Origin of the sequence: Ruminococcus sp. AM43-6, from assembly GCF_003461785.1 — a bacterium.
Lineage (GTDB): Bacteria > Bacillota > Clostridia > Oscillospirales > Ruminococcaceae > Hominimerdicola > Hominimerdicola aceti.
This window is the reverse complement of sequence record NZ_QTXU01000001.1, coordinates 220,012-233,058: the sequence shown is the minus strand read 5'-3', so window position 1 is coordinate 233,058 and position 13,047 is coordinate 220,012. Positions and strand designations below refer to the sequence as shown.

Annotated in this window: 14 protein-coding genes; all 14 read right to left on the bottom strand. The window is 45.8% G+C overall.

The window, feature by feature from the left end; all coding sequences use genetic code 11:
- Positions 1-9: 9 nt before the first annotated feature.
- The 14 genes from DW938_RS01110 to DW938_RS01045 all read right to left on the bottom strand — a co-directional run bounded on the left by DW938_RS01110 (position 10) and on the right by DW938_RS01045 (position 13,011).
- Positions 10-3,054, bottom strand: coding sequence for a hypothetical protein (locus DW938_RS01110; RefSeq protein WP_118123640.1), 3,045 nt, complete (start codon positions 3,052-3,054; stop codon positions 10-12).
- A 2-nt stretch (positions 3,055-3,056) separates the two neighbouring features.
- Positions 3,057-3,629, bottom strand: a complete 573-nt coding sequence (locus tag DW938_RS01105) for a Gp15 family bacteriophage protein (protein ID WP_118123639.1) — start codon at positions 3,627-3,629, stop codon at positions 3,057-3,059.
- Complete coding sequence (locus DW938_RS01100; protein ID WP_118123638.1) at positions 3,626-4,132, bottom strand: hypothetical protein; 507 nt, start codon at positions 4,130-4,132, stop codon at positions 3,626-3,628. Before DW938_RS01100 ends, DW938_RS01105 begins: the two co-directional genes overlap by 4 nt.
- 80 nt (positions 4,133-4,212) lie before the next feature.
- Positions 4,213-4,728, bottom strand: coding sequence for a hypothetical protein (locus DW938_RS01095; RefSeq protein ID WP_118123637.1), 516 nt, complete (start codon positions 4,726-4,728; stop codon positions 4,213-4,215).
- Positions 4,729-4,742: 14 nt separating this feature from the next.
- Positions 4,743-5,186 (bottom strand): hypothetical protein, encoded by a 444-nt coding sequence (locus tag DW938_RS01090; protein WP_118123636.1) that lies wholly within the window; start codon positions 5,184-5,186, stop codon positions 4,743-4,745.
- Entirely contained in the window at positions 5,183-5,620 is a 438-nt protein-coding gene (locus DW938_RS01085; protein WP_118123635.1) for a minor capsid protein, read from the bottom strand. The genes DW938_RS01090 and DW938_RS01085 overlap by 4 nt, the downstream gene beginning before the upstream one ends.
- Positions 5,617-5,973 carry a DUF6751 family protein gene (locus DW938_RS01080; protein ID WP_118123634.1) on the bottom strand — a complete coding sequence of 119 codons (357 nt, stop codon included), beginning with the start codon at positions 5,971-5,973 and terminating at the stop codon, positions 5,617-5,619. The genes DW938_RS01085 and DW938_RS01080 overlap by 4 nt, the downstream gene beginning before the upstream one ends.
- Positions 5,974-6,342, bottom strand: a complete 369-nt coding sequence (locus DW938_RS01075) for a hypothetical protein (protein ID WP_118123633.1) — start codon at positions 6,340-6,342, stop codon at positions 5,974-5,976.
- A 14-nt stretch (positions 6,343-6,356) separates the two neighbouring features.
- A complete protein-coding gene (locus tag DW938_RS15060) occupies positions 6,357-7,427 on the bottom strand; it encodes a N4-gp56 family major capsid protein (protein ID WP_242992324.1) in 1,071 nt (356 codons plus the stop codon).
- A 6-nt stretch (positions 7,428-7,433) separates the two neighbouring features.
- The gene (locus DW938_RS01065; protein WP_022288094.1) at positions 7,434-8,045 is read right to left on the bottom strand and encodes a phage scaffolding protein; all 612 of its coding nucleotides are present in this window, start codon (positions 8,043-8,045) and stop codon (positions 7,434-7,436) included.
- A 171-nt stretch (positions 8,046-8,216) separates the two neighbouring features.
- Positions 8,217-8,456 (bottom strand): hypothetical protein, encoded by a 240-nt coding sequence (locus DW938_RS01060; protein ID WP_118123632.1) that lies wholly within the window; start codon positions 8,454-8,456, stop codon positions 8,217-8,219.
- Positions 8,453-10,012, bottom strand: coding sequence for a phage minor capsid protein (locus DW938_RS01055; RefSeq protein WP_118123631.1), 1,560 nt, complete (start codon positions 10,010-10,012; stop codon positions 8,453-8,455). The genes DW938_RS01060 and DW938_RS01055 overlap by 4 nt, the downstream gene beginning before the upstream one ends.
- Positions 10,012-11,370, bottom strand: coding sequence for a phage capsid protein (locus DW938_RS01050; RefSeq protein WP_242992323.1), 1,359 nt, complete (start codon positions 11,368-11,370; stop codon positions 10,012-10,014). The genes DW938_RS01055 and DW938_RS01050 overlap by 1 nt, the downstream gene beginning before the upstream one ends.
- A gap of 3 nt (positions 11,371-11,373) precedes the next feature.
- The gene (locus DW938_RS01045; protein ID WP_118123630.1) at positions 11,374-13,011 is read right to left on the bottom strand and encodes a PBSX family phage terminase large subunit; all 1,638 of its coding nucleotides are present in this window, start codon (positions 13,009-13,011) and stop codon (positions 11,374-11,376) included.
- Positions 13,012-13,047: the final 36 nt, after the last annotated feature.

Here is a 13,047-nt window from a genome sequence, read left to right as displayed (position 1 = left end):
CTGCACCTCCTATGCCCTTATTGGTGACCTGCCGTTGCGCTTGATATAGTCGTTGATATCATCAATAACTATCTGTGTGATAGTCCTGCCATTGAGCGTAAGCGGTATGGTAACGCTTATCTTCTGGTTTCCGCCTGCTCCGCCGTAAGACACAAGAGCCTGCAAAACAGCCTGTGTGATAGTATCCAGCGGTGCCTCGATATTCGTGCCACGCTTCTGATCGCCCAGAACTGCAAGGAATTCAGAGTTCGGCGGTATTACTGCACCTTGGGCAAGTTTGGGTATTTCGGGGATAGTTATAGGGTCATATCCCCACATCTCATCAAAAGGCGTAAAACCAGCAATCTCAATATCACGAATGTCATTTAAAATGCCATTCAGAAATTCCAACGGAGCAGCAATGACCTTATTGATTCCCCCTATAAGACCATTAACTACTGTTGTGAAAACTCCTGCTATTCCCTCTTTTATTCCGTCAAATATTTTTCCACCTGTGCTAAATACATCTTTGACAGCCTGCCAAGCTTTAGAGAATATATCCTTAAACCAATCAGCAACCTTTTTGAATGGTGCTTTTATGGCTACCCATAAATTTCTGAAAAACTCTGCCGTAGTAGCAAATGCTTTCCTAATTCCGTCATAAGCTGACGAAAAAATATTTCCAAACCACGACCCGACTGACGAAAATACAGCTCTTATGCCCTGCCACACATCTGAAAACCAGTTTACTGTACCTGACCATACTGAAACTATGCCATTCCACGCACTTTCAAAGATATTAGTAAACCATTCAGTGACAGAGCTGAATATATCTTTTATCCCCTGCCATATGTCAGAGAAAAATGTGGCATAGCCGAGAAAAGTTTCTTTTATACTTTCACAAAACGACGGTATTGTTTCTGTGAAGAAGTTTGTTATTGAGTTCCAAACCGAAACAACAGCGTCAAAGATAGGAAAGAAAAAATCATCAAGATTTTCTTGACCTATGGCGTCACGGATCATTGTTCCTATTTCCCATCCTGCGACAGCTGCACCGACAACTGACATAAATTTTGTTGCGAATGTAGTGCCTCCCTCTGCCGCCGAAGCTGTTATAGGTTTATCCAAAGCTTTCAGCTTGTCTTGAAAAACAGTACCAAGCCCAGATAATGATTTGCCCCATTTTTCTATCAGATCTTTTCCTTTAGCCGCAAGATAAATAGCGGTCATCGCCTTTGCTAAGTCAACAAGAACCTCGATACTCTTTTCATCTACGCTTTCACATATAGTTCTGAAAGCCTTGCCTAAACCCTTGAGAATGGTAAGCGAAGCACCTGCCGACCATTTTGCTATTGGCTGCAAAAATTCGTCCCATAGCTTTTCTTTAAGCACGGGAGCTGCCGTCTCCCAAACGTTTCTTAACCCCTCTAAAACATCAGCTAGAGTAGTTAAAAATGTAGGTATAGCGTCCTCAATGGTCCAGCTCGCCATAGGGAGCAAAACATTATCAAAGAGCCATGACAGACCACTTCCTATATCATCATTGATTGGAGCAATGGCTTTTGTTAATTCATTAAAGCCCGTAAGAATAGGTGTAAAATCCACCTCATCAGCCCATTCTGATATCTTTTTGCTTATATCGTTGGTGTGCCTGAACATAGCCTCGTAGGCATTGGCTATGTTTTGAACTATGCTTGTGCCAATGTTATTTTCATTCCAGGCTGCACGCAGATTTTTAGCAATACTTCCTATCGTATTATTTATGTTTGTCCATATTTCCAACAAGTCCTCGCTTATTCGCTGACCTGTTCCATTAGACCACACCTCGGCAAATGATTTTCCGACATCAGATAACAAACCGCCTATCTCTGTCCATTTGGACTTCATTGATTTAACAAGCTCATTGCCGCATTTATCCCAAGCTTTTTGCAATGGCTCAAACATAGTTTCAAATTTCTTTTTAAGACTGTCCGTCAAAGCAGATACATCACTTTCTGCCTTTCCCGTATCCACCTCAACGCTAGTCCCGGAAGGCTGCATTATCTCCCCAGCTCCGCTGATCCCAGTGCTGTCTGACTTGCTCTCATCATTCAGCTTGTTCATTTGGTCAAAGCTTGCAAGAGATCCTTCCTGTGCCTCTTGAGTCTGTTGTGCATTGTCGGCTATATCGCTGTAATTATCCGCCGCCTGAGAGGTGCTTTTCACTATGCTTTGAGCCTCGTCTGCACTGTTGCTTAGTTCAAAACCGAACGCCTCTGAGAGCGCCTGCGCCGCACCCTGTGCCAAAGATATGAGCTGTGAAAGCAGACTGTTTATCGCCTTGACAGCAGGCAGAAGAACGTTCATCAGCACAGTGCCGATAGTTGCTCCGAACTCTTTCCATTGCTCAGAGAGTATTCTAGTTTGGTTTGCCCAGCTGTCAGACGTCTTTGCAAAGTCGCCCTGCGCAAGAGCCGTCTGTGACATAACGTAGTTGTATCTCAGCTGGACTTTTTCAGCCTGCGACATATCGGCAGTTGACTTCGTTATACCCTTTGAAAGCGCGTACGCCTGCAAGTTGGCGTCCGTCATAACGATACCGAACTGTTTGAGGGTCTCAGTTTCGCCTGTAAAAATTGATTTCAGAGCCGTGCTTGCCACGTCCTGACCAACGTTATAAAACGAAGCCATATCCGCCGACAGCCCTGTAAGAGCCACAGCCATATCGCTTGCACTGTCATTGGCAAGCCCCATTCCTGCCGCCATTGCCATGAAGTTTGAACCTGTTTGTTTGGCAGTAAGCTTTGAAATGCCATAGGTCTTAACAGCCGTGTCAGCGAAGTCCTCCATTTTCTGCTTGGACTCTCCGAAAGCCGTATCAACAACATTTTGCACTTCCGCAAGGTCTGAGGCTGTTTCTATGGATTGCCTGCCGAAGTCCACAAGCTTCTTGACGGAGAATGCTGCCGTCACAGCCATTGCAAGGCTTTTAAGCTTTGGCTTGATATCCCCCACCATATCGGAAAGGCTTTTCAAGCCCTTTTCAAAGCCCTCGCTGTTTATGTTGGTGTCAAAATTCAAGCACCCGTCAGCCATTGTCATTCACCTCCCGTCAGTTGTTTCAGAAACTCTTTGTCCTCGTTTTCAGCCCTCTGCTCTTCTGCTGAGAGCTTTCGTTTAAGGTCTATCATATTGCGGTGGTTTCTGTAAAACTCCTGCTCGTATTTTTCAAGCTTTTTGCCCTTGTTAAGCTTTTGCCGTATGCCTATAACAGACGAAAAAAGCCCCTCGCCTATCTCGTTGAAATAGCCAAGAAAAGTCCACCAATGAAGATATTTTACCGTCCTCGTTTCAAAACCTGCCGCCTTGTTCACCGCAGGAAAAATAATGCTCTCGTCCTGCTCCCAATCAATAGTCTTTGCAGGCTGAACGCTTTCCTGCGGAACATCTCCGCCGCCTACAAACCAATAAGCCTTGTTGACAGCTTCCTGCAAATGCTCTCGTGGGATATCCTCAGCGTAAAGGCATTTAAGGCACACATAGCACTTTTCACGCTCGTCAAGTTCAGGGTCTGCAAAGGCTGAATAGATCCGCAGGATTACCCGAAAATCTGAGCGTATGGCATATTCTCTGCCGTCTATTTCAAGGGCTGTTGGCAAACTGCCTATCATTTCAGCAGCTCCCTGAGCAGAGCCTTTTTGTCCTCGTCAGAAAGCTCCGCCACGTTGACCGCAGGCTGAGCAACAACGGGAGCTATGTACTTCTCCGCCTTTTCTTCGAGCTTTATCTGAGTTGCCGTCTGTGCTGACTTTATCTCCTGCACCACCACCGCAAGAAGTGCTTCAAGGAAGTTCACAAGCACAGGCTTGCCGTTTGAAGCCATAGAGAACACGTTCACGCTTCCGAGCGCCGCCGTACACACATCGCTTCCAAATATGTCATTGACCATTTCTCTTGCACGCTGGTCATACTCTTTGAGGAGCTGAGTTCTGTCCTCGTTCTTCTCACGTTCTGACACTTCTTCTGCGATATTGTCAGCCTTGCTCATAGCGTCCTGTATCCTAGTGATGATACCAACGTCTGACACGTTTATCCTTATAACTCTGTTCTCGTCGCCGTTTATAGCGTACTCTTTGTAATTGCCGCTGTTAAAATCTATTGACTGCATTGACATTTTTATCATCCTTTCTGTATTATGGCAAACAAAAAGCACTCCGCTCTTGACGAAGTGCTTTCATATGTTTGTCATATAGTTTATTCTTCCGTAGCCTTTGCAAACGTTGGCACGCCTGCCGCAAAGGTGACAGAGCCTTTCACTCTGTTTCCTGCAAAGGTGCAGTTGAACGGGATATTTACGCCACCCTGCGGTCCGCCATAAGACTGCGGCTTGACTATGACATCTTCCGTCCATGCGTCATACGCACCTGTGGTCTTGTCAACGATGACTTCAAGCACGCTTGTCTTGCAGGCGTCGCCCGTAAGACGATTCATCATGATATCCTTGAGCTTTTCGTAAAGTGCGTCACCGGGCTTTGCATAGAATGTGTCAAGGTCGAACTCAGGCTCATAGCCGTTGTCCTCAACTGTGGTTTCATCAAGGATATTCTTCTTTGTGGAAGTGTCAGGGTTGAGTGCCACACTTGCGTCCTCAACGTCCTTGCCGAGAAGATACCAGCTTGGTGATGAGGCGACCGCTGCGAATGTAGTGTCAAGATAATGCAGAAGATGACTTCTGTTGAGCTTTCCGCTCTTGTATGAATAATCAGGCATATGTTTTCCTCCTTTTATATCTGATACTGTGCCGCTATCTGTAACTGATACTGCACAGTATCGTTTGTGTTTTCATTTGGTATTGCGTATATCATTCCGTTTGCACAGGTGAGCTTTTCAAGAACGCCTGTCCTTTCCTCGTCCTCTGTCGTGGTAGTGAACGTGGTATCTCGGTGCTTGTCTGCATAGCTTTCAAGCCACATCTGCAATTCAAGCAGTACGCCGCTGTTTGACATTCTGTCAAAGTCGTTCATAGACTGATACACAGCATAGAGAATGAAGTTATGATGTCTTGTCTGACCGCCCAAAATATCAGAACTTATAAGGCTGTCGCCTGTCGAGGACAAGCCGTAATTTGTTGGCGTATCGTCGGTAAAGTCGATATGGATATCGTTGCAGACCTCCGATATTTTCGGAAACTGCTGCAAAATATCTTTCACAAGCTTGATTATGTTCATTTCACTTTGCCTCCCATTATCGCCGCCGCTCCTCTGAGTATCTGCTTTTTCTTGTCGGCTTTCATTCGCTCAAACCAAAGCTTGCCTGCAAGTGGCTCTTTAAAAGTGCTGTAAACAAGGTCTTTGTCCGTCAGCACTTTCTTTTCTCCATGCCGGGCGTAAGACGAGCCTGTAACAGAGGATACCATAAGCTTGCCGTAATACTGATAGCGTGCGTAAGGTGCAAGATACTGTATCTTGCCGCTGCCTATTTTTGTGCCTCTCGTGGCAGACTTTCTCAGATTAGTGCTGAGGGTAGGTGTATACTTCACCATATGCCTTATGCACTCGGCGTCAATGAACTTTTGAGCCTTATCAAAACGTTCTGAATACTTGCCTGCAAAGGATTTATCCCAAGTGATAGCCCTGCTGTCCATAGGCTGACCTATCTTCATTTCACGCTCACCTCCATATGTGGCAGACCGCCGAACATATAATCATCAATGCTCATTACCGTAACAAAGTCATACTTTGCACGGAACATTTTCATGCTCTCAGATATGCTCTGCGGCGTTTGATTATCGAACTCAAACTCGCATTTTCCTCTCACAAGCATATCCTTTGCAGGGGTTTTCGGCACATTATCGTCATAGAAATACACCCTTGTGCTGTCTGAGGTCTGCATACCGCTTTTCACGATGCTTCCCGACTTATTCTCACACCAGTAAACTTTCTCTGCATACTTCCGCACAAATCCCTCTGTCTGTTTATCAAAAAGATACACCGTGCAATCGCTGTTCGCAAGCATTTACCTCACCCCTCTGTAAAGCAGCCCTGTTCCGCTGAGCCATTTGTACACGATATCGTGAACGGCTCTGTCAGCGTTCTGCCTGCGGATATCTGAGCTTTCATATGACTTTGACCAGCCCCCAACGCTTTCGGAAGATACCCCCTGAGTGCCGCCCTCCTGCTCTGCCTTGAAAATATTCTCGGCAAGTTCACAGCAGCACATTTTCACTTCTTCGGGGATATCGTTCTCGTCAACGTTGTCAAGGGTATATTGCTTCATAAGACTTGTGGCTTGCATTGCATAGAAGTTAAAAGCGGCAGATATGTCAGGCTCTCTGCCGCAAAGATAAACGCCTATATAATAGCTCTCGCTTGCATATGCTTTCATACTGCCGCACCTCTTTACTTCTTGAATCTTGCAAGCACTACCTTTGACTGATCTGAGATAGCCACAGTGTAATGCTTGTCAGCAGATATAACTGTGCAGCGCTTTGTGCTTCTTCTCTCTGGTTCAACGTTGGTGTCACGCTTGAGGTAGATAGTCAGAGCTGATGTTTCGTCATCTGTTTCAGTATCAGCGTTGAGCTTGATGATAGGACATATGTAGAAAGTGCCAGCCTTAACAGCGGCGTTCTTTACAACATAGTCACCCACCTTTGGAGTGTAGCCATCTGCACAAGGCGTTACTGAGCCGAGCTTTATCTGTGATGCAGTCGGTGAAGCTGTGCTGTCCGCAACGACTTCCTTTGCACCCTCTGCATCGCTGTCAACTCTCACATACTGTTCCGGGATAGCCTCGTTAAGTGAAACTTTCTTTGACGGAACGATACGGCAGTTCGCTATTTTGCCTATCTCGCCTGTCATTACCACATTGCCGTCATACTTATCTGCTGAAATGAAGTTCGGATCCTTTCTAAGCTGTGAGTTCTGATGAGGGTTAATAAACATAGCCTTTTCGGTGTTCAGCTCCTCATTGAACTTGTCAACAGCGTCAACAATGCCGCTGTAAGAGATAACAGAAGCCGAGCCGTCATAGATGAGCTGGGCTTTCATGAGTGCGTCCATGCTGTCTGCGTCCACCTTAGAAGCGATAGACATTGCAAGCTGTGAAGTCGCCTGACCTACAGGGTTGCCATAGCCGCTGAGAACCGCTTCATCAGTTATCTCCACCGCTTTCATGGCTTTCTTCACCTTAGCCTGAGTGGAGTCTGTTTCAAGCTTGACAGTTTCGGCTTCAACGCCCTCTGCAACATCAACTGCGTCGCCGATATACTTATACTGCGGCACTGTGATAGTGTCGCCAGGCACGCCAACGAGCGTTCTGTCTATCTTCGCAAAGGGAGATACAGTTATCTTAGACTCTATCTTTGCGTCGATCATATCACTCATTACCTCAGGATCGATAAGGTCGGTGATCTTTGTCTGCTCTGCGAAATACTGCATAGAAATTCTAATGCCATTTGTCATTTTCATAATATCCTATCCTTTCAACTGTTCGTATTTTTCGGGGTCTGTTCGTTTAAGTTCCAGCCTCTGCATATACCCCATTTTTGCAAAGGTTTCCTTGCTTACTTCACCTGCGGCAGGCGTCCCTGTGGGAGCAACCGGGTTCTTGATAGGCTCGGAGCTTTCAAAAAGATAATCGTTATCTTTCTTCACGTTCTCGATAGCCGTCTTGATATCCTCAGCCTGATTTTTGGAAGCTTTGAGAGTTTCCACATCAAGCAAAGCTTTAAGAGCCTTGACGTTTCTTGCCTTGCTTGCCGAGATAGCGTTATCAAGGGTAGCGTCAAACTCCATATCAGATATCTTCGCCTGATACTCGGTATCTTTCTTAGCAAGGTCAGCAGTGAGCTGTGCGACTTTGCCGTTTAGCTCCTTGACGTCCACGCCCTCAAATTCTTTGAGAGAGTTCTGTGCGGTATCAAGGCTGTCCTTATAGTTATCACGCTCCACCTCAAGGCGGCTTTTCACCTTTTCAAACTCAGCCACAGTCTTATAATTCTCTGCCACCTGTTTTGTGATGTCCTGTTTCTTGTCCTCAGGGATAACGATACCCAGAGCGGCAAGGATCTCAAAAATGTTTTTCATATGTTTGTCCTTTCTACATAGCTTATATACCGCTCTGTCTGCGGTGTGAAAGTCTGACAGTTTAACGTCATATCAAGGACGAAATGGTATGAAAAAAGCACCCGTTAAGGTGCTTAGTTCCGATATTTGGGTATAAAAATACCGCCCGACATTAGTCAAGCGGTAAAATTATCATTTGAAATACTCTGTAAGTTCAACTTCTGAATCAATGTACACAGCGTCAATATAATAACTGTTGTGTACGATTATCTTCTTTCCATTTAATGTGTATATCTGCGTTTGTGAGCCGTCAACATCTGTCAGCATATCGGACCGTTCAATGCCTGGGATATGCTTTTCCAATGCTGCACATTGCTTATCAAAAATTTCTTTGTCCGCAGCCGTGCAAATATTGTATTCATATTTTTTCATTGCTTATCATCCAATCCATACCTTTTATCTACTGATCTTCGTGTTTTTACAGCGGTCTTCAAAGTGTCTGCTACAGCTTCTTCTCTGCTCATGTTTTTTCGTGCCATTTTATCTGACACCAAGTCTTCAAAAGAAATGATAGGGTCGGTCTGGTCAAGGGTTTTACGAGCTTTTTGATCTTTCATTAACTCTCTTGCCTGAAAGCGATACTTGTTACGCAGTTCACAAGCTTGCCTTGCCTGTTCTTCAATAGATTTGCTTTTGTCGATAAGCTGAGGGATATTTTTGTTATGGTGTCTGTACCACTTTCGCACGTCTATATCCGACATCTTACCTTTCATATCAATTATATCACTATAATCTTTTTGCGTCAAGTCTATCTTGGTTTTTCCCACCCCCATATTCCCCAGTCCGTCGGCGTTCACACGCTCTCTCTGCTGAGGCAGACCCATTGCCTTTGAAAACCTTGTATACTCCTGGGAAGTGCCACGATATCGGCAGCGTGCGTTGATGATATCTTCCTCATCAGCACCTGCCTCTTCAAGAAGATGTATTTTCTGCCGCTGGGCTCTCATTGCAGTTTCAAGCTTTCTTTGTCGCTGTAAAGCCTCATACTTTGTGTACTCTTTATCACCGTATTTAACAGGCTTGTTCTCCTCTGCGTTCATCTGTGCAAGTTCCTCGTCTGTGTAGGAACGCTCAGATATGCCGGGGATAAAGGGGTAATAATCGTGATAGCAATTCGCTCCGCACAGACCTGTCACAGTACCAAGACCGCAGATAGTTTCAAGCTCTTTTTTGCTGTAGACCTTGCCCTGCCATTCTTGATGAGAAGGTCTTGCCCCGCTGTGCCAAGTGACTTCAAAATAGTCTGTGCCAAGCTCTTTGGCGTTGTCCTCATTCATTTTTGCGGTTAGTTGTGAAAGCCCTGTCATCACCGAACGCCTTGCGGCTACGTCTGCCCTGTTGCTCCAGCCTGTGGCATAGTCCACAGTACGCAGACCTGAGTTCGTCATATCCGAAATGACTTTCTTTATGACCGTGTTATAATCGAACGCTCCGCTTGCTATGCCCATTATGGCGTTGTCAAGGCTCTGTTGATAGAAGTCAGCCGCCTGCGTGAATTTAAGCTTGCCGTCAGGCTGTTTTACTGCAAATCCGAGTGACTGAGATATGTTTTTAAGCTCCCCCGAAGTCTGCTCCGATACAGCCGACAGCATCCTTTGCAAGCCCTCATTTTCTTCAAGAGGTATCCGTGCCTTGCCTTTGGTCTTGTATATGCTATCGTCCCATTCATAGCCTTTTTGCAGGATATCATTGTACAGCTCTTTTATCTCAGCTTTGGAGAGGTCAAGGTTATCGGCTATGGCTTTCTTTATCTCACGCTTGCTCATTCCAAGCTCGTGAAGCCTGTATATCTGCCAATCCGCCGAACGTGTTATCTCGCCGTTTATCTTTATCCTGCGGACGATGTCCTCCATTATCTGCATTTCAAGGTCACGCAGGGGGTTGTCAAGAGCCATTGAAACTCGCTCTATCTCGCTTGCTTTGAGCATTATTCTATCACCTCTGCGGTGCTGTCGGAGGTCATTTTCTTAGCCGTTTCCTCGTCCTCGCCATACCATTTCATTCGGTATTCCCACAGTGGCATAATGCCCATAGAAACGTCCTGACGGTCGCTTGCACGCTTTGTTTCATCATCAGCAAGGATACTGTCCTCAAAGTTCACAGACAGCTCATAACCGCTTTGAGTAAGCCTATTATAGAACGCCAGCGAATAGCACAGGTCTTCAAGGCAGACACGAAGGTTATTCTGTATCGCCGTGACAGTATCGAACTTTCTCTGCTTTGAGGACTTTATCTCCGTTGCCGTCTTGTCAACTGTCTGAGGGTTTGAGATATCCCCATAGGACAGCCCCACAGCAAACTCTATCTCACGCTTGTATTCTTCAAGTCCTGCAATAAAATCAGCCTGTCTTAACTGCGGTGAGAACTCGTGATAAAAGTCACCGCTCGTGCCAGCCGACACATTTACCCCTCTGAAAAGCCGTTCATTGAGCTTAGGCATTTCTGCACGCTTCTTACCTGTGAACGGGTCTGTCACAGGTCTTAGCACAGCCTCGTCAACGTCTATTGCACGCTCTCCTGATTCAAACTCCCAATCGAGCCTGCCGAATTGGATATCAGCTTTTCTTATGACTTTTTCTGCCCCTGCGAACACTGATACGCCTGAATGTGAACCATCAACTGTATTGTCGATAGGGTTGACATAATAACCGAAAGAGGGTCGCAGCATAAGGGGATAGGCTATCTGAGGGATAAGCTCTGCCCACTCTGATACAGCCGTGAGAGGTATCTCAGCACCAAGAGTCACGCCGTCATTGGAGCGAAAAGCCCTGTTTGTGATAGTCAGCCCTTTTTCATAGTCCAGAGCGTGATATTCAAGCCTTATGCGGTAATCATTATCGCCCATGCGTTTTATCTCAGGGAAAATGACCTTTATAAGTCTGCCGTTCACGTCATACTCCACAGGAATGAACTGCGACTGCGGAACATACTGCACCTTATCAGCACCCAGCGGCTTTATTATCATTGCTCCTGTTGCAAGACCTCTTTGCAGATTTTTATTGAGGTTTTCAAGGGCGTTTTTCATTATGGCATCAAGCTTATCGTTGGAAACTTTCAGGGTCATTTCATTGATAGCCGTGTTTGCAAACTCCCTCACAACAGCGTGTTCAAGCCGCAGAGAGTGAACTCCCTTGGGTGCTGCATTACCTGCATACATTCTATCCCACTTGTCGATAGCTCTTATCATACTGTCCGTCACGGCGATATCAATACCGTAAACGTCCTTTATATCTGACTTTGAAAGCATTCTGCTTATCCACTCCCTTATTTTTGAAATAATGCCCATAGCTTACTGACCCCGCCTTTTCCATACTCTTTCCATTGCATACCGAACGGCGTCGATAACGTGGTCATTGCCGTCGGGATATCCGCTTATAACGTTGCCCTCTTTATCTCTGTCATATTCGCAGTTGATGAACTCCTCGCAAGCCACAGGACAACGCTTGTTATCTATAACAATACTTCGCAGAGATTGCAGCCACTTATATGAATACTCCCTGCTGTTAGGACCTTTCTCTGCGCCTCTCGCAAGCAAGCCGTATGCTCTGTAATCCTCAACAGACTTATTCTCTGCACTATCACAGGTGATAAGGTCGTTTGCTGTGATACCAAGCTCAAGCAAATGTTTTGCGGTATCAATATTCTTTGTTTTGTTACAGGTGTACTCCTGCCATATGAACAGCGTGTGCTGAGCAGGGGCATAATGTACTCTGACAAAAGCGTAAAGGTCGGGATACCAGCCCCAGTCAACGCCGTTATAGATGTTATCGAACTGTGCTATCTCGCTGTCGGTTATCTCTCTTATGAGGACGTTATCGAAAACATTGCCACCAGTACCATTTGCAACGCCCATATACTCGTTCTCATAGGCAGTGGGATTGGTTTCTTTGAGAAATTCGGCATCATCAAGAAAAGGCTTGCCAAGCCACTTTTTCGGCACAGTTAGATAGGTGCTTTCGGTAACGAGTCTGTCCGTTCTCGGCACTTTGATGTACTTGTTCGCCCAGTTCTGAGCCGACTTTGGAGGGTTGAAAGACTTGAACTTATATGCTCTCTCGCCACCTCTTATAACAGACTGTTCTATCGTTCGCACAGCTTCTTCACCGCCGAACTGGTCAAGCTCCTCAAACCACACGATGCCGATATAGCCAAAAGGTGGCTTGATAGACTTTATCTTGTGCGGGTCATCAGCACCACGAAAGTATATTTTCTGCCCTGTTGAAATGCGTGTGATCTCAAGGGGCGACTTTGTGCAGGCAAACTCATCATCAAGACCAAGTGCAGATATTGCCCAAAGTATCTGAGAATAAACGCTGTCTTTAAGAGTATTCGCCACAGCACGCAGAACACAGACGTGCATATTCTCGTTCTTCATCAGCAGGTCGATAACGTTCAGACCGCAGAATGAAGATTTAGTCGAACCACGTCCGCCGGGGAAAACATACTCGGAATGTTCCTGCTCTGCAATATCGAACAGGACAGGCGAGAACGCAGGAGCGACAAGGCTCGCAGGGATACCGCTGTACACCTTATCGGGCATAGAAACAGGCTCAAGCTTTTGTTTTTCAAGCCTGAGCCTTGCGTTATCGTATTTTATCTTATGTTTGAGCATATCGTCATCACGGATAATGTCACGCAGCTCTTTCACCGCCGCAACGTCCCCTTGCTTAGCCCTTGCCATAAGAGCCGCATTCACAAGAAGCATATTATTTATGAAGTCAGGGTCAAGGCTGTTAAGGTCAATGCCCTGCTCAACGAGAAACTCATAGTCCGCTCTGGTATTGGCAGGCTGTTCAAGCAGAAAGTCCATTACCTGCTTCATAGTCTTTTTACGCCTGCGGACTTCGCCTGATTTTTTACCGCCTTTTGCACCGTTTTTTCGAGCTTCACTCGAGCTTGGAACTATTAAATTCTGTTCATTCGGCATTCACCTCACCTCGGTTTTTTTGTTCTTTAGGGTATG